The organism is Paenibacillus sp. Dod16 (assembly GCF_049893405.1).
GTDB lineage: Bacteria > Bacillota > Bacilli > Paenibacillales > Paenibacillaceae > Paenibacillus_AQ.
On record NZ_JBNDYG010000068.1, the window covers coordinates 33,887 to 53,232 of the forward strand.

16 protein-coding genes and 1 tRNA gene are annotated in these 19,346 nt (G+C 51.3%); 13 read left to right on the forward strand and 4 right to left on the reverse strand.

All coding sequences use genetic code 11. The annotated features are described in order from the left end of the window. The 5 genes from ACPV3A_RS34145 to ACPV3A_RS34165 form a co-directional block, all read left to right on the forward strand. Nucleotides 1–1,530 (forward strand): proline--tRNA ligase (locus tag ACPV3A_RS34145; protein ID WP_426204235.1); only part of this gene is annotated, 1,530 nt, incomplete at its 5' end. A 685-nt stretch (nt 1,531–2,215) separates the two neighbouring features. Then, a complete protein-coding gene (locus tag ACPV3A_RS34150; RefSeq protein WP_426204237.1) occupies nt 2,216–3,238 on the forward strand; it encodes an MBL fold metallo-hydrolase in 1,023 nt (340 codons plus the stop codon). 432 nt (nt 3,239–3,670) lie between these two features. Further along, on the forward strand, nt 3,671–4,855 hold the full coding sequence (locus ACPV3A_RS34155) for a glucose-1-phosphate adenylyltransferase (protein WP_426204239.1): 1,185 nt from the start codon (nt 3,671–3,673) through the stop codon (nt 4,853–4,855). A gap of 14 nt (nt 4,856–4,869) precedes the next feature. After that, entirely contained in the window at nt 4,870–5,973 is a 1,104-nt protein-coding gene (gene glgD, locus ACPV3A_RS34160; protein ID WP_426204241.1) for a glucose-1-phosphate adenylyltransferase subunit GlgD, read from the forward strand. Between the two features lie 38 nt (nt 5,974–6,011). Beyond that, nucleotides 6,012–8,456, forward strand: a complete 2,445-nt coding sequence (locus tag ACPV3A_RS34165; protein ID WP_426204243.1) for a glycogen/starch/alpha-glucan phosphorylase — start codon at nt 6,012–6,014, stop codon at nt 8,454–8,456. 372 nt (nt 8,457–8,828) lie between these two features. On the opposite strand, the gene ACPV3A_RS34170 is transcribed toward ACPV3A_RS34165, so the two are convergent. Continuing rightward, nucleotides 8,829–9,392 carry a phosphatidylglycerophosphatase A family protein gene (locus ACPV3A_RS34170; protein ID WP_216535393.1) on the reverse strand — a complete coding sequence of 188 codons (564 nt, stop codon included), beginning with the start codon at nt 9,390–9,392 and terminating at the stop codon, nt 8,829–8,831. 166 nt (nt 9,393–9,558) lie between these two features. Here ACPV3A_RS34170 and ACPV3A_RS34175 point away from each other — a divergent pair, with 166 nt between their 5' ends. From ACPV3A_RS34175 to ACPV3A_RS34185, 3 genes are all read left to right on the forward strand, one after another. Continuing rightward, entirely contained in the window at nt 9,559–10,617 is a 1,059-nt protein-coding gene (locus tag ACPV3A_RS34175; RefSeq protein ID WP_426204245.1) for a GerMN domain-containing protein, read from the forward strand. A gap of 112 nt (nt 10,618–10,729) precedes the next feature. Next, nucleotides 10,730–11,488 carry a ribonuclease PH gene (gene rph, locus ACPV3A_RS34180; protein ID WP_015733982.1) on the forward strand — a complete coding sequence of 253 codons (759 nt, stop codon included), beginning with the start codon at nt 10,730–10,732 and terminating at the stop codon, nt 11,486–11,488. A 4-nt stretch (nt 11,489–11,492) separates the two neighbouring features. Continuing rightward, nucleotides 11,493–12,122 (forward strand): XTP/dITP diphosphatase, encoded by a 630-nt coding sequence (locus ACPV3A_RS34185; protein ID WP_426204248.1) that lies wholly within the window; start codon nt 11,493–11,495, stop codon nt 12,120–12,122. Between the two features lie 80 nt (nt 12,123–12,202). Here ACPV3A_RS34185 and asnB read toward each other — a convergent pair whose 3' ends face one another. Beyond that, nucleotides 12,203–14,047, reverse strand: coding sequence for an asparagine synthase (glutamine-hydrolyzing) (gene asnB / locus ACPV3A_RS34190; protein ID WP_426204250.1), 1,845 nt, complete (start codon nt 14,045–14,047; stop codon nt 12,203–12,205). 162 nt (nt 14,048–14,209) lie between these two features. Here asnB and ACPV3A_RS34195 point away from each other — a divergent pair, with 162 nt between their 5' ends. Beyond that, entirely contained in the window at nt 14,210–14,521 is a 312-nt protein-coding gene (locus ACPV3A_RS34195) for a hypothetical protein (protein ID WP_194541454.1), read from the forward strand. 56 nt (nt 14,522–14,577) lie between these two features. Then, a complete protein-coding gene (locus tag ACPV3A_RS34200) occupies nt 14,578–14,943 on the forward strand; it encodes a hypothetical protein (RefSeq protein ID WP_194545084.1) in 366 nt (121 codons plus the stop codon). A 105-nt stretch (nt 14,944–15,048) separates the two neighbouring features. On the opposite strand, the gene ACPV3A_RS34205 is transcribed toward ACPV3A_RS34200, so the two are convergent. After that, complete coding sequence (locus ACPV3A_RS34205; RefSeq protein ID WP_194541455.1) at nt 15,049–16,074, reverse strand: aldo/keto reductase; 1,026 nt, start codon at nt 16,072–16,074, stop codon at nt 15,049–15,051. A 112-nt stretch (nt 16,075–16,186) separates the two neighbouring features. Here ACPV3A_RS34205 and sigZ point away from each other — a divergent pair, with 112 nt between their 5' ends. Together sigZ and ACPV3A_RS34215 are read left to right on the forward strand one after the other, a co-directional pair. Beyond that, complete coding sequence (gene sigZ, locus ACPV3A_RS34210) at nt 16,187–16,750, forward strand: RNA polymerase sigma factor SigZ (protein ID WP_426204253.1); 564 nt, start codon at nt 16,187–16,189, stop codon at nt 16,748–16,750. Between the two features lie 322 nt (nt 16,751–17,072). Further along, the gene (locus ACPV3A_RS34215) at nt 17,073–18,557 is read left to right on the forward strand and encodes a stalk domain-containing protein (RefSeq protein WP_426204255.1); all 1,485 of its coding nucleotides are present in this window, start codon (nt 17,073–17,075) and stop codon (nt 18,555–18,557) included. A gap of 91 nt (nt 18,558–18,648) precedes the next feature. On the opposite strand, the gene ACPV3A_RS34220 is transcribed toward ACPV3A_RS34215, so the two are convergent. Next, complete coding sequence (locus ACPV3A_RS34220; protein WP_194541457.1) at nt 18,649–18,945, reverse strand: DUF4870 domain-containing protein; 297 nt, start codon at nt 18,943–18,945, stop codon at nt 18,649–18,651. 159 nt (nt 18,946–19,104) lie between these two features. On the opposite strand from ACPV3A_RS34220, the gene ACPV3A_RS34225 reads away from it, so the two are divergent. Next, nucleotides 19,105–19,178 (forward strand) — tRNA-Arg (locus ACPV3A_RS34225). Nucleotides 19,179–19,346: the final 168 nt, after the last annotated feature.

Below are 19,346 nucleotides of genomic sequence, written 5' to 3' on the forward strand. Positions count from 1 at the left end.
GGACAGGAGATGCTCATGCCCGCTGTTCAGCCCGCCGAGCTGTGGAAGGAATCGGGCAGGTACGATGTTTACGGTTCGGAACTCATCAGGCTGCATGACCGCCATAACCGGGAGTTCGTGCTTGGACCAACCCATGAAGAAGTGATTACGTCCATCGTTCGCCAAGAGATTTCTTCGTACCGGAAGCTGCCAGTCAACCTGTACCAAATTCAGAACAAATACCGGGATGAGCGGCGTCCGCGTTTTGGTCTGCTGCGGGGGCGTGAATTCCTGATGAAGGATGCGTATTCCTTTGATCGGAACTGGAAAGGCCTGGATGTGTCCTACCGGAACATGTATGAAACGTATGAACGAATCTTTAGACGCTGTGGCCTGACGTTCCGGGCGGTGGAAGCCGATGCGGGTGCCATTGGCGGGCAAGGGGAAACCCATGAGTTTATGGCACTGGCGGATATAGGCGAGGATACCGTTGTTTCCTGTACCGATTGCAGTTATGCTGCAAATCTGGAGCGAGCGGAGTCTGCGGCTTCAGCTGAGCCTGCAGGAAGAGAATCCGTAAAGACCGACGGCGACTCAGTTATAGAACGGGTAATAACTCCCAATGTGAAGAGCATTCAGGAATTGACTGACTTCCTGCAAGTCGGCCCGGAGCAATTGATCAAGACGCTGATTTACCACGTAGATGGAGAACGGGTTGCGGTGCTTGTCCGGGGAGACCGCGAAGCAAACGAGGCAAAGGTGAAGTCTTACCTAGAAGCAGAACTCGCGGAATTAGCGAGTGCCGAAGAGGTGATGCAGGCGACGGGAGCCCCAGTCGGGTTTGCGGGACCGGTAGGTCTAACCCTGAAGGTATTGGTCGATTCCGAAGTAGCAGCTATGGCAGAGGGGATCACCGGTGCTAACCAGGGGGATACCCATCTAAAGGGAGTCCGCCCAGGACATGATTTTTCGCTGGAACACACCGGCGATTTCCGGAATGTAACAGAAGGTGAACCTTGTCCGCGCTGCGGAGCTCCGCTTCAGTTTCATCGCGGGATTGAGCTTGGACATGTGTTCAAGCTGGGTACGAAGTACAGTGAGGTTATGAACGCCATGTACCTGGATTCCGACGGACAGGAGAAACCGCTGATCATGGGCTGCTACGGTATTGGCGTCTCCCGCGTCATGTCCGCCATCGCCGAGCAGTGCATCTCGGATGAGCGGTTGGTCTGGCCGATGTCCGTGGCTCCGTTCAAGGTGCACATTATCCCGGTTGCGGTTAAGGATGAGATTCAGATGAAACTGGCTGAACATATCTACAGCGAGCTGAACAAGGCTGGTCTGGAGCCACTGTTGGATGACCGGGACGAACGGGCTGGCGTCAAGTTCAAGGATGCCGACCTTGCCGGCGCTCCGCTGCGTCTGATCGTTGGACGCGGAGCCGCTAACGGAGAGGTCGAATGGATGGGCGAGGACGGAATCAAGATCACCCTGCCTGCCGGGGAAGCCATCCAGCGCTCATGCGAGGAGGTAAACCGTCAGCTGAAGTGATATTATGGGTCCTTTCAGTATGAGGCGAGTATTCATTAAGCTGGAGATGAGTAGAAGGAATTAACTTGGAATATCATGGAGTTGCAGAACGTGCAATTTCCCAAGAGGGACTTTGTGGATCGAAAAGAGAGTGTAAACATCATGCATTTTAATAAGATTTACAGGTTTGAAAATGGAGCGTACTCAGCTAACTCAAAAAAACTACAGTTTCGCTAATGGAGAAGCATCCCCAAGTTTATATGACTATGGGGATGCTTTTCGTATATGAAAGAAGGTCATCTGCTTATTAAGGCCAAGAGAAGCCGATCAGATGGTACACGCTTTTATGATGAACGAGCGCGAAGCAGCGGAGCGGACGAATCGATTCCGTAAAAGCGGCAGCGGTCGCCTTTGCCATCGGATTTAACAATCAATCAATACGATGAAAAAAATCCGGGGGCAACAGCGATTGGAGGAACGATGCGTACGTGAAGCGTCCTTTGATGAAACAAAGTAACTCGCTCACTTCAATCTTTAAATCCTTGTACCAACATTGCTATTACTCTGACACCTTATCTTTCCGTGAAACCGGCACTGCGCAAGACCAGCAACAAACCATCGCAGCCTGCTATACATATCCCGATTACAAGCTTATGATGAAAGAGTCGGATTTGAAGTCATAATGCAGATGGAGGTTACATCTACAATGAATCAGGAAGAGAAGGGAAATAGCCCGGACATTCATCATATAGAAGAACATCAGCTCAGTCAGGTGAAGATTACATTATCCAACCCCTTAAGATGGGTGAACAGCTATGTGCTGCCGGGAGATGACGGTATGACCATCATCGATCCGGGGCCGCGAACGAGTTCCTCGGAGCGGGAATGGCTGGCGGCGATGGAGCAGCTCGGGTTCGAGTTCAGTGACATCGCTTCGGTCGTGCTGACCCATCATCACCCGGATCACTATGGGCTTGCCGGGTGGTTTCAGGAGCGTTCGGGCGCCAAGGTGTGGATGTCAGAGAGGGCACATCGGGAAGCGATGCTCATGTGGGGAACGGATTCCGCGATGGATCACGAACTCCCGGCGTTCTTCCGGCAGCATGGCATGCCGGAAACCAAGCTTGCCCTGCTGCCGGAGCATCTGAACGGCTTCTTCCCCCAAGTTACGCCGCAGCCGGAGATCTCGTTTATCAGCGAGGATCTGCCGTTCCGGATGGGCAGCCGGATATGGGTGCCGGTGCAAACGGCCGGCCATGCTCCGGGGCATCTGTCGTTCTTCCATGCAGACAGCGGCGTCCTGCTATGCGGCGATGCCGTGCTGCCGCAAATCTCGCCCAACGTGAGCCTGCTGCCCGGCAGCGATGCCGAGCCGCTGGCACTATTCCTCGCAGGGCTGCGCCGCCTGCGGGAACTGCATGTCCGGACGGCGTACCCCGGACACCGCCACCCGTTCACGCATTTCCGTGAACGGATCGATGCGCTCCTCCTCCATCACGAGGAGCGCCTAGCCGCCATCTCCGGCATGCTGAGCGCTGCCGGCCGCCTAACCGCCTTCGAGGTCTGCACCGCCCTCTTCGGTGAGAAGCTCGGCATCCACCAGCTGCGCTTCGCCATGTGCGAAGCGCTGGCCCATCTCGCCGAGCTGGCCCGCCGCGGGGAAGCCGAGGAGATCGAAAACGAGGATGGAATGTGCTATTTTTCTGTACGGAAACAGCCGCATTCCTGATATAATCAAGACATAAATAAAACCGTCTGCTTGTACGTTGACTTCCATCATGCGTAGAATAGGCGGTTTTTTGTTTAATAGATTCAGAGGGCTACATTGTGGAGCATCACTTGATCAGATGCAGCCGGATAGTCTGCCCGCGCAGCCGCTGCGATCAGGATGCTTGGCAAGTGGCGCCACGGCTTTTTTATAAAAGAGGAGGCCGGTAATACCTAAGATGGGGGGCATTCCCTCATTAGAGTCAGAGTTTTTCACTACCCCGCATATAGTTGATGTACCTTGCTGTTTAAGTAAGGCATTCCCTCAAGGCTTTTTTCTTAATCACTCATCACGATTCACTCCACCATATTCGTATCGAAGCGTTCCCTTGGTTCCGCAATTTTCATGTTATAGGATTCGTATCTCATAAAGCCCCTTAAAGGAGAATCTGTCATGAAGAAAAAAGATGTGGTCGCTATGCTGCTCGCAGGAGGTCAAGGCAAACGGCTGAAGGGCCTCACGAAGACGCTCGCCAAGCCGGCTGTTTATTTTGGGGGTACATACCGGATCATTGATTTTCCGCTGAGCAACTGCTCCCATTCGGGAATCGACACGGTTGGGGTACTAACCCAGTATGAACCTCTGGTTCTGCATTCTTACATTGGCGTAGGAAGCGATTGGGACATGGACCGGTTGAATGGAGGCGTATTCGTGCTTCCGCCCCATGAACGGGAGGACGGGACGACCTGGTACCGCGGGACGGCGGATGCGATTTATCGGAATCTTAAGTTTATTGATCAGTACGATCCTGAGCACGTTTTGATTTTGTCGGGAGATCACATCTATAAGATGGATTATGACCGTATGCTGACTTATCACAAGGAGAAGGATGCCGATTGTACCATCTCCGTCATCGAGGTGAGCCTGGACGAAGCGAAGCGGTTCGGCATGGTGAATACGGATGAGAACTGCCGGATTTTCGAGTTCGAGGAGAAGCCTGTGCATCCGAAGAGTACGACGGCATCCATGGGCGTTTATCTGTTTCGCTGGAAGCTGCTGCGATCCTATTTACTGCGGAATGCGGAGCATCCGGATACGAGCCATGATTTTGGCAAAGACATTCTGCCGAGCATGCTGGCGGACGGCAAAACGCTGTACGCTTATCCGTTCGAAGGGTACTGGAAGGACGTCGGCACCATCGAGAGCCTATGGGAAGCCAATATGGATCTGCTCTGCGAGCAGCCCAAGCTGGACTTGAACGATCCGCTGTGGCGCATTTACACCCGGAACCCGAATCAGCCGGCAGAGTATATTTCTCCAACCGGCGTCGTGCGAAACAGTATGATTAACGAGGGCTGCACCGTGTGCGGCGAGGTAGAACATTCGGTCCTCTTTTATGGCGTGGAGGTAGGGGAAGGCAGTGTCATTACCGATTCCGTCATTATGCCCAAGGTGCGCATCGGCAGCCATGTACGGATACACCGGGCGATTATCACGGAGGACATGATCATTCAAGATCATGCCGTCATTGGTCCCCCTCCTGAAGATCCATCCCGGATTGTGCTTGCAAGCGGTCAAGATGAAGACGTCCTGAAGCTGCTTCAATCGTCGTCTTCGTCCCATAATAATCAAGGTTAGGACGGGATTCGCAGATGAGAGAACTCATGGGTATTATTAATTTGGAGCATGAACGGGATGTATTGAGTGAATTGACATATTACCGGTGCGGGGCCGCTGTGCCTTTTGCGGGGAGGTACCGCCTGATCGACTTCGTGATGTCCAATATGATGCATGCGGGCATCGAGGATATTGCTCTGTTTGTTCGCAGGAAATACCGGTCCCTGATGGATCATCTGGGCGAAGGCAGGCCTTGGGATATGCATCGCAAGCGGGGCGGCCTGTTCATACTTCCGCCGGATTGGAACGATGAAGCCGATGTGTCCGCCGGCGAGCTGCGGCATATTTATAACAATCTCGATTTTTTTGAGCGGGGATCCGCGAAGCATATCGTGCATTCCGGCAGCCAGCATATAAGCACCGTCGATTTGAATGAGGTATACGAATACCATTTGGAGCAGGGCGCCGACGTGACGCTTGTTTATACAAAAGTGAATGCACCACGGGAAGAGCACCGTTCCTGTGTTCGCCTCGATGTCGATGAGGACGGCATGGTCAAGGATATTCATTACGATCACAAGCATGATGCGGTATACATGGAGATGTTTGTGATGGAGAAAGCGCGGTTTCTGGAGATGGCCGACCACTGCATCGCCCATGGGGGCAGCCATTTCTTCCGGGACGCGATCATGCATAACCGGCACAAGCTGAACATCGCGGGATATGAATACCTCGGCTATCATGCGGTGATCAATTCGCTTGAGAGCTATTACCGTACCAGCATGAACCTGCTGAATCCTAAAACGTATAACAGCTTGTTCCGCAAGCAGGCGGTCCACACCAAGATCAAGTATGAGGTTCCCGCTAAATATTTGAATTCGGCCGATGTGAGCAACGCACTGGTGGCCAACGGCTGCCAGATCGACGGGGAAGTAAAGAATAGCATTCTGTTTCGCGGAGTACAGGTAAAACGAGGCGCAAGCATCCATAACTCCATCATCATGCAAAAATGCGTCATTGGCGAGAATGTGAGGCTGGAGAACGTCATACTCGATAAAGATGTGATGATCTCGCGGGATCATAAGCTTCAAGGGGATTTCCGCAAACCTTTTGTCATCGCCAAGGACATCTCGATTTGATCGCAAAATAATTCGAATCCGTCAGGAGGAACTTTCTTTTGTTTAACAACAAGGAAACATTCAAGCAGGTCTTTACGGAGCAGTTGGTAAGTCGGTTGGGGAAGGGACTTGAGGAAGCGACAGCTGAGGATGTATACAAAACACTCGGCGGCATGATCCGGGAGTATGTCGGACGGGAATGGGCGGCCGCCAATCGGATATACCGGGATACCGGGCAGAAGCAGGTATATTATTTCTCGCTTGAATTTTTGATCGGGCGGTTAATGGGAAACAATCTGCTGAACCTGGGTGTGCTGGATATGGTCCGCAGCGGCCTTTTGGACCTCGGGTGGAATTTGGATGAGATTGAGGAGCAGGAACCGGATGCAGGCCTCGGCAACGGGGGGCTCGGACGTCTAGCGGCATGTTTTCTCGATTCGTTGGCATCACTAAGCTATGCAGGCCACGGGTGCGGAATCCGGTATAAGTACGGATTGTTTGAACAGAAGATTATTGATGGCCACCAAGTCGAGCTGCCGGACAACTGGCTTCAGCGGGGCAACGTCTGGGAAGAACGGCGGGCTGACAAGGCGGTGGAAGTGCGCTTCTGGGGCCGCGTGGAGGTGGATGTGCAGGAGGGGCGAACCGTGTTTCACACGATGGATTATGAGCGGGTTCTGGCGGTACCCTACGACGTTCCGGTGATCGGGTACGGTGAGGGGCAGGTGAACACGCTGCGATTGTGGAGCGCCGAGTCCGCTTCGGATATATCCAGAATCCGTTCGGCTCATCATCACAACAGCTATTATAAATTTTTGGAATATAACCGTTCGGTCGAATCGATATCGGAGTTTTTGTACCCGGATGATTCGGCTTACGAAGGCAAGCTTCTCCGGCTGAAGCAGCAGTACTTTCTCTGTTCCGCGGGCGTTCAGAGCATTCTCAGGACGTTCGGCAAGCTGGGACGGTCCTATCATGAGCTGCCCGAGCATGTGGCCATTCATATCAATGATACGCATCCGACCTTGGTGATTCCGGAGCTGATGCGGATTCTTATCGACGATAAGGGCTTCGGTTGGGAGGAAGCCTGGGACATCACGAGCCGGACCGTTTCCTACACGAACCACACGCTGCTTAGCGAAGCTTTGGAGAAATGGCCGGCCGGCATGGTTCGTGAGCTGCTGCCGCGCATTTACATGATGATCGAAGAGATTAATAAGCGCTTCTGCGGCATGCTGCTGGAACGCTATCCTGGTGACCATGAGCGCATATCGCAGCTTGCCATCATTGAAAGCGACCAGATCCGCATGGCCAATCTGGCAATTGTGGGCAGCTATCATGTAAACGGCGTGGCGGCGCTGCACACGGAACTGCTTAAGACACAGGTCATGAAACCGCATTATGAGCTGTATCCGGAGCGATTCAGCAACAAAACCAACGGGATTACCCACCGGCGCTGGTTGATGCATAGCAACCCCGGCCTGAGTCAATTGATATGCGATGGTATCGGCGATTCGTGGATCACGGATCCGCATCAATTAATTCAGCTCAAGGGACTGAAGACCGATTCCGCCTTTCAGCAGGGGATTCAGCGGATCAAACGGAACAATAAAGAACGGCTTGCCGATTACATCGCGAATAAGCAAGGGATCGTGATTAATCCCGATTCCATATTCGATGTCCACGTGAAGCGGCTGCACGGCTATAAACGGCAATTGCTGAATATATTACGGGTGATGCACGCGTATAACGAGATTAAGGATCAGCCAAGCGCGGATCGCGTTCCCCGTACCGTCATTTTTGGGGCGAAGGCAGCGCCGGGGTATTATCTGGCCAAAAGCATCATCAAACTCATTAATGTCGTTGCCGAAGTCGTGAATAAGGATCCGCAGGTCAATGACAAACTCCAGGTGCTGTTCCTGGAGAACTATTCGGTGTCTCTGGCGGAGAAGATTATCCCCGCCGCCGATGTGAGCGAGCAAATTTCCACGGCTGGCAAGGAGGCATCCGGCACGGGAAACATGAAGTTCATGTTGAACGGCGCTTTGACCATCGGCACGCTGGATGGGGCTAATGTGGAGATGTTCGAGCTGCTTGGCCATGAGAATATGTTCCTGTTCGGATTGAAGCTGGAGGAAGTGCTTGAGTATTACAGGACGGGAGCTTATGTATCCAGGGAGCGGTATGAGCAGGATCCCAGAATCGCCCGTGTGCTGAATCAGTTAATATCTTCAGGACCTTTCTGCTGTCACGAGTTGGAGTTTGGTCAGATTCTCCAGTCCCTGCTTGATCATAACGATGAGTTTTTTGTATTAGCGGACTTTGCCAGTTATGTGGCAACCCAGTCGGAGATCGATCGTGCTTATTTGAATACCGGAGCCTGGACCGAGAAATCGATAATAAATATGGCCTACTCCGGACATTTCTCCAGCGATAACACGATTCACCGTTATGCATCCGACATCTGGAATGTTTCTCCTGTTATGGTTGGTGCGAACCGGTAATCTATCTCTATCACATTCTTTTAAAAAAAGAACCCCGCCATAGGCTTGGCGGGGTTTCCATAGGTGCTCTATTGGAATGTTCTTCATCATATCATATGATGGATCTTTTCAAAAATGACTAGATAGATTTACCGATTTACGTGATTGGACAGCCCGTTTTTTCATAGGTGAGAGGAGGCTTCTTATTATAGAAGAAACTCATCGTTACGGCCCCCGTAAAGAGGTATGCTTTCTATCTGCAATCGTCTATAATTCTTTGAAATTACCCACTTTCGGCTTGGATAGCTCCCGTCCGGTGAGCTGTTTCCTCCTTCTGGTAGGCAGAAAAAAAGAAGATTCGCATGTTGAGCGAATCTTCTTTTTATGAGCGTTTTATTCTTTTGGAAGCTCTTCGGTCGTGCCGTACAACTCGATCTCACGCTCCGCTTGCTTGCGATGGGCGATCCGGCTGCTGGCGGCTGCGGCAACCGCGCCGACGATATCGTCGAGAAAGGTATGTACACGGCCGCTTGATTTATCATTCAATTGCTCAAGGATGCCGGGTTTGAGTTTGTCGATATACCCGTAGTTGGTGAAGCCGATGCTTCCATATACGTTAACGATGGAAAATGCCAGGACTTCATCCACGCCGTATAACCCTTCGTCATTGGCCAGCATTTCTTGAAGCGGGGATATGAGATTGCCTTCCTCCGCCAAAATATCTAGTTGAATTCCGGTTAATACGGCGTTTTGGACTTCGCGTTTGCTGAGAACGGCATCCACGTTCTCCATGCACTCGTCCATGGTCAAATTCGGGTAGTATTTATTCTGAAGGATCATCACCAGTTCCGCGATTTCCTCCAACTTGATTCCACGCTTATGCAGCAGGCTCCGTGTCGCATCCGCTACCTTCTTGCTGTTCAGACTGTATGGAATGTTTGAATCGTTTTCTGTCATGATGGAACTCACCTCATTTTCGTGGTTGATGAAGATGCATACGACGATTGTACTTTTTCCACCCCCCTTTGTCCAGAAAGGGCAAAACTGAGAGTTATTTTTTTGGAAAGGGCTCGTATACATAGGAGTACAACCTGTACAAAAAAATGTTAGGGAGGAACAATACATGAAACGTAGTAAACGTAATCTTCGCAGGCTTTCCGCCGCCGGGCTGCTTGCTGTTCCGATCGTGTTGTCCGGCTGCGGCGTATTTACCGGGAAGCAATCGGAGGCGATTGACCCGCCGCCTGCACAAGTGGAGAAGCAGATGCTGAACACGGCCGGATCCACAGCGGCACAAGGTGACATTGGCACGCAGACAACGGTTTATCTTTCGGATGCGCGGGGAATGCTGGCACCTGTAACCTTGGGTATTCCGAAGGTAGAAGGTGCAAGCGCCGTGAAAGAATCTCTTGAAGTGCTTGTGAACGGAGGCGGCTATGCTGGCTATGTTCCACAGGGTTTCCAGGCGGTATTGCCTGCAGGTACGCAGATCCATAATGTGACGGTCGATCCGGAGAGCAAATTGGCCGTTGTTGAATTCAATAAATCGTTTACGGAGTATCAAGCGGCAGATGAACGAAGAATCTTGGAGGCGTTGACGTGGACGCTGACGGGACATGAAGGCATCGAATCGATGCAGGTATGGGTGGATGGAGTCAAATTAACGGAAATGCCGGTCAATCACACGCCGCTGGACCGTCCGCTTTCACGAGCAATGGGGATCAACCTTCAAAAGGCGGATGACGCATTGTACACTTCCTCTTCACCGGTTACCGTCTATTTCTCTTCAGTGACGCCAGACGGCATTCAGTATTATGTACCTGTTACCAGACTTGTTCCGACTGGACAGGATGCGGTTAAAGCTGCTTTGAACGAGCTGATCCGGGGACCGCATTACGGTGATGGGCTTGTCGAGGTCATCCCCGACGATACCACCGTTGCATCGGTCGAAAAAGGAGAGGACGGCGCTGTTACCGTATCGCTTCAGGACAGCATGTTTGAGCAGGGAGAGCAGGTTCCAACCGAGCTGCTGCAGGCCGTCGTGCTAACCGTAGCCGAGAATTCGGATGATGCGAAGGTCAAAATTCGAATGAACGATCTCTCCGAGGTCGTTGGAACGGATAGCCGTAATTACAGCGAGCCTGTCAGCCGTCCGGAGTTCATTAACGAAATTTCGATCTGACCCTTCACGGCCATCTTTGAAATATGCGCCGGAAAAGGTGCTTTTGTGCCTGCACTTTGGTAGAATAGGGAATGCTAATCAGGATTGCGATAAGAAGTAGGAGGCAGAAAACATGAGATCTAACGGACGTAAGAGCGATGAGCTTCGACCGATGAATTTATCGACCCATGTGAATAAATATGCGGAAGGCTCCGTGTACATCGAGATGGGAGACACCAAGGTGCTGATTACGGCAACCGTGGATGAGAAGGTTCCCCCGTTTCTGAAAGGACAAGGAAAGGGCTGGGTGACGGCTGAGTACTCCATGCTGCCGCGCGCAACACAATCCCGCAACCAACGGGAAGCCAATCGCGGTAAACTCAGTGGCCGGACGATGGAAATTCAGCGGCTGATCGGCAGAGCGCTTAGGTCTGTTGTGAATCTGCATGCTCTTGGCGAGCGGACAATTACGCTGGACTGCGATGTAATCCAGGCGGATGGCGGAACGCGGACCACCTCCATAACAGGAGCATTTGTAGCTTTAGCCATAGCGGTAAATAAAATTGCAGAACAACATAAACTAGCGGTATTTCCGATTACGGACTACCTGGCCTCCATTAGCGTGGGCATTGCAGGCGGACAGGCGCTGCTGGATCTGAACTATGAAGAGGATTCCAAAGCGAAGGTGGACATGAATCTGGTCATGACCGGAAGCGGCAAATTCGTTGAGGTTCAGGGAACCGGCGAAGAAAGCCCGTTTTCTCGCGAGGAGCTGGATCAGATCCTGGAGCTTGGGGAACAGGGAATCCGCGAGCTTATCGAGCGACAGCAAGAAGCACTTGGTCCCATCGCAGCGAAAATCGGTTCCGTGAATGCGAGTACTGGAGTGTAATCACATGACATTGACACTTGGAGACACGCTAATTGTAGCTACCCGCAATCAGGGGAAAGTCAAGGAATTTGCGCATGCTTTTGCTGCTTTTGGTACGGAGGTCAAGAGCATGTACGATTACCCTGATCTGCCGGATGTCGTTGAGGATGGAGCAACGTTCGCAGCCAATGCATTTAAAAAGGCCAAGGCCGTTGGCGACGCACTGGGATTGCCTGTTCTGGCTGATGATTCCGGATTATGCGTGGATGCGCTGAATGGCGCGCCCGGCGTTTATTCCGCCAGGTATGCCGGCGAGCACGGCGCGGATGAGGACAATAACGAGAAGCTGCTCAGTGAGCTGGAACAATTAAGGCTCGGTGAGGATACGGAGCAGCCCTTGCTAAGTCCGGCCCGATTTGTTTGTGTGCTGGTGCTGTATGATCCGGTCTCGGGAGAAAAGCTTGAGGCTGAAGGGAGCGTTGAAGGCTGGATCATGTCGGATCCGTCCGGAAAAGGCGGGTTTGGATATGATCCGCTGTTCTACCTGCCAAGCCATGAGAAGACGATGGCCGAGCTTTCTCTGGAGGAGAAGCAGGAGATCAGCCATCGGGGCCAAGCGCTGCGCAAGCTTGTAGCGGACCTGCAGGCACGATAATTGAATAGTGAACCTATAAAAAGAAACCATACCGGCTATTGCGGGTATGGTTTCTTTGATTTTTCGTAAACAATAAGAACTTAACGTATGGATACGTTATACTCTTTGAGCCAGAAATGCACCTGGGCCAGGTAGGCAAACAGCTGCGGACCCGACATCAATTGACCGAACCAGGGGAGATTGGAGGAAGCATCCGGCGAAGAAGCCAATTCCCGGATCCGTGCCGTATCGATGAGCGGAAGCAGCGGCGAAGAAGGATCGTCCAGAATGGACAGCACCTGCGCTTTGACGGCTGCCAGATAATTCGGATTGTGAGTTTTGGGATACGGGCTTTTTTTGCGGTACAGGACATCGTCGGGAAGCACACCTTCAAGAGCTTTGCGCAGAATGCCTTTTTCACGGTCGCCTGTCGTTTTGATGCTCCAAGGAATATTCCACACATAATCGATCAGGCGATGATCGGTATATGGAACGCGGACCTCCAGTCCAACGCCCATGCTCATCCGGTCCTTGCGATCGAGGAGCGTCGGCATGAAGCGGGTGATATTGAGATAGGACATGACCCGCATTTTGGCCTGCTGCCCGGACTCCCCTTCCAGCTTCGGCACTTCGGCTACCGCATCGGCATAACGGTCTCCGAGGTATTCCAGCGGCTTGATCCAGTCCCGAATCTCGGCAGACAGCAGCCCGGCTCTCATATCCGGGGCGACAGACCATGGGAAAGTACCGGAATTCAGCATTTCTTCCCGGTGAAACCAAGGGTAACCGCCGAATATTTCATCAGCGGCTTCACCGGATATGGCGACGGTCGCGCCTTTTTTAATCTCACGGCAGAAGAGGAGAAGGGAGGCGTCCACGTCAGCCATGCCCGGGAGGTCCCGCTTCTGCGTGGAGACATCCAGCGCTTCGACCAGTTCGGGCGTGTCGAATTCAATCCAATGGTGGTTCGTGCCCAGCTCCTCGTGCATCCGTTTGATCCATGGCGCATCCGCGCCCGGCTGGAAGGAATGAGATTTAAAATGTTTGTTGTTGTCCACATAATCGACGGAGTAGGTGTGCACTTGTCCTTGGCCCGTCCGTTTGTAGTAATCGACGGCGAGCGAGGAGAGCGCACTGGAATCAAGACCGCCGGATAACAGGGAGCAGACCGGTACATCGGATACCAGCTGACGTTCAACGGTGTCCCGCAGAAGATCGCTTAAGTAGCTTGCCGTCTGATCCGCATCATCCTCATGGGGCTTGCTTTCCAGCTTCCAGTAGGTATACTTGCGCAATCCTTCCCGGTTAAAGATCATCGCCATTCCAGGGCGAAGCTCTGCGATATCCTTGTAGACACCATGTCCCGGGGTTCGCGCCGGACCAATAATAAACACTTCCGCAAGCCCCTCGGCCCCGACCACAGGCTCCACCTTCGGATGCTGTAGCAATGCTTTCGGTTCCGATCCGAATACGAGCGTTCCGTCAATGTAACTATAGAACAGGGGTTTTACCCCTACCCGGTCTCGAGCCAAAAATACTTGTTCCCGCACGCTGTCCCAAATCGCGAATGCAAATATGCCATTGAGGCGTTCCAGGCAATCGGGACCCCATTCGATATAAGAGACTAACAAAACTTCCGTGTCGCATTTGGTATTGAAACGATGACCGCGTCGTACCAATTCGTCTTTAAGCTCCGCAGCATTATATAATTCCCCGTTATATACAATGGCATAGACTTCCTCTTCCCGATGAATGATCATCGGCTGGGCGCCATTTTCGGGGTCGATCACGCTGAGTCTTCGGTGACCGAATGCGCACGGGTTGGAAATCCAGGTGCCGGATCCGTCAGGTCCGCGGTGAGCCAAACTTTCTGTCATTTTTACCAGCAGCTGCGAATCCTGCGTCAAATCGCCGCTCCATTGTATAAAACCGGTTATTCCGCACATGACGGTTCATCCTCTCTTTGTCTTTGTCATACGCTGTCCCATCTTTTTAATCCTACGTCGCCAAAGTGATACAGATATATGCCGAAGGAAGGCATAAAATGTCTGTCCTTTTACGAAAACTAAGAAAGAGGACGAATATCAAAGAGAAGGAGAGATGCGTCCATGAATAAGTCGACCTACTACGTTTCCGTCCAGAGCCGCTCCGTGTTGACCGAACAGGGAGCGAGCGCTTATGAATGGGAGATCGAAGCAACGCCGGAAGAGGCGGACCAAGTTCGGATTGAGCTGGACATGATGCAGGAGAAGGAGGAGGAGGGGTTTCCAGGCTATGTATTCCCATGGCCGGATACGCCGGAGCAATCCTCCAATTCGTTGTTTCAATATTCCTTGGACAAGGTGTATCGGACCATCTACCAATTAGGAACACCGGCCACGCGCCAGCAAATGGAAGAGCTGCGATTGCTCTCCGACTGACTGAAAACTATACGGATCGTGCAGTCCCTGCACATCGCGATGAAGGAGAATGTATGATGTATGCAATTAAAGATGCAAAAATCCGCCGGATTACGGAAGTGAATGGCGCTCCTTGCGCTGAGGTTGAGGTCTATCCCGCAGCGGAAGGAGAAAGTGCATTGCTGGCTTATCTGACGCCGTCCTCCCCGCTGGGAGGTTATGAGCTGGTGAAAATCGTCCGCAGCGACGCCAGCATGGAGGTGGATTGGTACGACAACAGCATGCATGATGCATTTGTCGATGCCACGGATGAAGCGTTCGAGAGCACCGTTCAATCCACCGCGGAGGAAGATCGGGATGCATTCAAGCAGCAGCTGCTATCTACAGGCCAGCTATATGAGCAGCTGAACCAGCGGCTCAGCGAAGGGTCTCAGTATTTTTAGAGATATAAAAAAGAAAGAAGAGATCTGTCCGATGCTCATCGGCAGATCTCTTTTTGTATGCGTAAGGGCAATGCCGCCATACCAGCATTCCCCATTCTAAAAAACTCAGTTCTGCCCATGCTTTCGAATGATATCCTCGTCCAGTTCCATAAAAGGCCATCCCGGATATTCAGCAGGCAGACGGCTTACTTCATCCAGTCGAGAAAGTTCGGTTTCATTCAGAATCAACCCGCTCGCTCCCAAATTATCTTGCAGTTGGTCAGTACGTTTAGCTCCTACGATAACTGTGGTGACCGCTTGTTGATGAAGGAGCCACGCAAGCGCAATTTGGGCGACAGTTGCCTCATGAGCTTGCGCGATATCTTGAAGCACATCAAGAATCGGGTACACCCGCTCCGTATCAATCGGCGGAAAAGCCAATTTGGCATGGCGGTCCTCGGAGCCTCCCCGATGTTCACGCGTATATTTTCCGGTCAAGAACCCGCCTGCTAACGGGCTCCAGACGATCAAACCCATATGCTGATCCTTTAGGGCAGGGATAATCTCTCTTTCGATATCCCTTGCGGCGAGTGAATAATACGATTGGCTGCTTTTGAATGCATGAAGACCGTGCATAGTGGAGATGCCGCGCGTTTTCATGATTTCCCAACCGGTCATATTGGAGTTGCCAATGTACCGGACTTTTCCGCTTCGGACAAGGTCATCCAGTGCACGGAGGGTTTCCTCCCAATCGGTTAATTGATCCGGGTTATGAATTTGATATAGATCGATATAATCGGTGTTAAGGCGTTTAAGGCTTTCTTCCACCTGACGAATGATATGCAGCCGCGACAGTCCAATATCATTGGGGCCCGGCCCCGTGCGCGCACGAACCTTCGTAGCAATCAGCGCTTGATGTCGCTTGGATTTCAGTGTTTTACCGAGAATCTCTTCAGAGCGGCCTTCGGCGTAGGCATTGGCTGTATCAAAGAAATTGACACCCGCATCCAAGGCCTGATCTACAAGATATCCTGCTTCCTTATCATCCAGCGTGCCGAACATTCCCCACTTCGCTCCTCCGCCAAACGTCATCGTGCCGAGCCCGATCTCTGATACCAGCACACCTGTATTACCGAGTAAATTGTATTTCATCTCTTTCCAGCCTCCTATGATTTGGTTTACACTAAGGGAGACGCTGGTCTGTTGGAATGGACGCAAAAATCAATCGAATTATTTTTGGAAAATGCCGGGGGTGAACTTTCAGATGGATGCAGTCGCCATTTGGACGGAGTACCATGAGCCTGTTAAAAGGTTTGTCATGACTAGGATTCGTGAGCGCGCTGATGTGGATGATATTGTACAGAATGTATTTATGAAGGTCCACACCCATATCTCAGATTTAAAGGATGAGGAGAAACGGGGCTCCTGGATATTTCAAATAACTCGCAACAGCATCGTGGATCATTACAGGAAGACTCGTTCAGGTGAAGAGCTGCCGGAACAGCTGTCTGTTGTCGATGAATATGCAGAGATTGATTATGATCAGGAAGTGATTGCCTGTTTTCAGTCCGTGCTGCCATGCTTGCCGGATAAATATCGGGAAGCTCTTGAATTGACCGAATATAGAGGGATGTCGCAAAAGGAATTAAGCGAGCATTTGGGGATATCCTACTCCGGCGCTAAATCAAGAGTACAGCGCGGAAGAGAAATGATGAAAGAGCTGCTGACGGGCTGTTGTCATATCGAATCGGATGCATACGGGAACATCGTGGATTTTCGGATCGTGTACGATGAGCCGCAGCCGGTAAGAAAAAAGACCAAAAAATAAAGCTTGGTGCGTTCACCAAGCTTTTTATTATGTATCGCAATGGGAATCACGCCAAAGCGGATATGTTCTCCCGTGGCTATAACAATGATGATAATCCTATATAGGACAATGGAGTGTTTACGCAGTTCTGCAAAATATGTCAATAAAAGATAGGATTGTTGTCGATTACGATTTCGCTTCGGTAGGGAGTATGGACCACGCGGGACTCTTGATTATGAAAGAGATACAATTAGGGCTTTTCCTCTATATGATTACTGAAGAATCCTCCCTATAATGTTGGATTAGCGTCACTTCTAACATATTAGACAAGGGGAGATTGAAATTGGGTAGATGGAATAAACATATGGTTAAGCTGTGGGGAGCGGGAATCCTGGCATTGTCGATTACATTGGGCTCCGTCCAAGTGCCGGTATACGCGGATACCGTACAGAGCGTCACGGTTCTTGAGTCCACGCATGAGCTGGTGAACGGCAAGATGCGCGTGACGGCGGATATTCGCAACGGAGGAACCGGTGCGGAAGCGGGATTCTATGTCGTGGGTTATGATGAAAACGGCAAAGCGCTTGAGGTTGTCGGTGATTCCGAATATATGATGAGTGATGAAATCGGTACATATGAGGTGGATCTGGATAGCGGCGGCAGCGTTAAGCGGGTGGAAGTCATTCCTGCAGGACCCGCCGGCGATCAAGCACAGCTGCTGGCTTCAGGTTACTATACGAATAACGGCGTGATTAACGTGTCGGGTGTCGTGCAGAATTCAACGGTCGGGCACAACGTGGGCATGCTCGCGGTAGGTTATGATGCTTCCGGTAAAGCGGTTGAAGTGACATCGGCGGACAGCTACTTTGGCGGCAGTGATGTCGGTACGTTCATCGTACAGCTGAAGGCAGCCAAACTGATCAAAAGCGTAAAGGTATCCGTTATCGATCCGGTTGAAGATGCCGTGAAGCTGCTTCAAACGGGCAGCCGCCTGGAGAACGGAAAGCTTGTCGTGACCGGCTCGATTCAGAACCGGAATAAAGGCGGGCAAGCGGGAGTCATTGTTGTCGGCAGCAACGGCAGCGGCAAGGTTTTGGAAGTCAATACAACCTCGGGCTACCTTTCATCTAACGAAATCGCGACTTTCCAGGCTGAGCTGGAAGCTGGCAAAGCGGTCAGCAGCGATCTCAAGGTGTTCCTGACGGGAAACAGTCAGACTCCGAAAATCATAGCCGAGGGCAGAACGACGATCAACAATAAGCTCGTCGTTACGATCGGTGTGGAGAACGGGGATGTGTCCCAACGAATTACCGTGAAATCAACGGCGTATGATGCAAAGGGACGCTCTTTGGGGACGGATACGGATTCCATGTTCATGACGGCCAATGAAACGACGACCCTGCGCATTGATTACGATACACGCGTAAAAAGCGTAAAGCTTAAATATTATGATCAGTCCGGCAAACAAATCGGAGAAGCGCCGATTCGCATCAAAATCAACGGTCAGCTCCAATCCTATGCACAGTCACCGGTCATGGTAGGGGGAAGCGTTCTTGTCCCAATGCGCCCGATCTTCGAATCCCTCGATGCCTCGGTCAAATGGGATCAAAAGACGCAAAGCGTATCTTCCAGCAAAGGATCAGCCCAGATCAAGCTGAAGATGGGCTCCAAGCAAGCGGTCGTTAACGGAAAAAATGTAGCACTGGATTCGGCGCCGCGGATGGTAAAAGGCACCACGATGGTGCCGCTGCGTTTCGTGGCATCCGCGCTGGGCTGTGAAGTGAAGTGGGACGGCAATGAAAAAATGGTGCTGATTACAACGAAATAACACGAGAAGGACCATGCGGTTAAACGCATGGCACAACCAAATAACATAAGAAGGACCATGCAATTAAGCGCATGGTCCTTTTTAAATATGATCAGTAAGCGTACTCCCTCAGCACTTGAATGCCCATGATCACATTATAAACAAAAGCCCCGAAGTAGATGATGCCGAACAGGATCAGGTATCCAATGACGGAACCGAAGGACCCTGCGGTTACGGCCATGTAGATTAAAGGGATCGCAGCGATAATGGGGAACAGGTGCGAGAATAAGGCGCGACGGGCGTGCTTGGCTACATAGGCGTCCGGGGAAAAAATCCAAACGATGACAGGAAGGATGAAGGGGGCAAAGAAGATGCTGAAATACGATAAAGAGGATAAAAGCTGTCTCATGATATCACGCTCCTGAAGTCATTTTCATGATATTCATATTACCCAGTAAGCCCGCTCCTGATTCTGTTCCGAACCATTCTGAAAAAAAGTTCTTTGAAAAATACGAAAGATGCGATATAATATACTTCGTTACTGTTTAAAAGATTTTCATACATATTTGTCCCAGTAGCTCAGCTGGATAGAGCAACGGCCTTCTAAGCCGTCGGTCAGGGGTTCGAATCCCTTCTGGGACGTAAAAAGAAGACACCGTCAAATGGTATTATCCCCTTTTAGTAGACAAGAGAAAAAAGACATCTGTTAAGATGGACTTAATCTTGCCTAACGAAGGGGATTTTTTCATGGCTAAAAAAGGACAAGCTTACCGACGGTACTCCTTGGAATTAAAATTGGAGGCGGCCCGG

Excerpts from the sequence above, each read along its gene's own strand:
- ACPV3A_RS34175 (WP_426204245.1), top strand. The coding sequence starts at position 9,559 with ATGAAACGTAGTAAACGTAATCTTCGCAGGCTTTCCGCCGCCGGGCTG.
- ACPV3A_RS34195 (WP_194541454.1), top strand. The coding sequence starts at position 14,210 with ATGAATAAGTCGACCTACTACGTTTCCGTCCAGAGCCGCTCCGTGTTG.
- ACPV3A_RS34170 (WP_216535393.1), bottom strand. The coding sequence starts at position 9,392 with ATGACAGAAAACGATTCAAACATTCCATACAGTCTGAACAGCAAGAAG.
- ACPV3A_RS34185 (WP_426204248.1), top strand. The coding sequence starts at position 11,493 with ATGACATTGACACTTGGAGACACGCTAATTGTAGCTACCCGCAATCAG.
- asnB (WP_426204250.1), bottom strand. The coding sequence starts at position 14,047 with ATGTGCGGAATAACCGGTTTTATACAATGGAGCGGCGATTTGACGCAG.
- ACPV3A_RS34205 (WP_194541455.1), bottom strand. The coding sequence starts at position 16,074 with ATGAAATACAATTTACTCGGTAATACAGGTGTGCTGGTATCAGAGATC.
- glgD (WP_426204241.1), top strand. The coding sequence starts at position 4,870 with ATGAGAGAACTCATGGGTATTATTAATTTGGAGCATGAACGGGATGTA.
- ACPV3A_RS34200 (WP_194545084.1), top strand. The coding sequence starts at position 14,578 with ATGTATGCAATTAAAGATGCAAAAATCCGCCGGATTACGGAAGTGAAT.
- ACPV3A_RS34150 (WP_426204237.1), top strand. The coding sequence starts at position 2,216 with ATGAATCAGGAAGAGAAGGGAAATAGCCCGGACATTCATCATATAGAA.
- ACPV3A_RS34220 (WP_194541457.1), bottom strand. The coding sequence starts at position 18,945 with ATGAGACAGCTTTTATCCTCTTTATCGTATTTCAGCATCTTCTTTGCC.
- sigZ (WP_426204253.1), top strand. The coding sequence starts at position 16,187 with ATGGATGCAGTCGCCATTTGGACGGAGTACCATGAGCCTGTTAAAAGG.
- ACPV3A_RS34155 (WP_426204239.1), top strand. The coding sequence starts at position 3,671 with ATGAAGAAAAAAGATGTGGTCGCTATGCTGCTCGCAGGAGGTCAAGGC.
- rph (WP_015733982.1), top strand. The coding sequence starts at position 10,730 with ATGAGATCTAACGGACGTAAGAGCGATGAGCTTCGACCGATGAATTTA.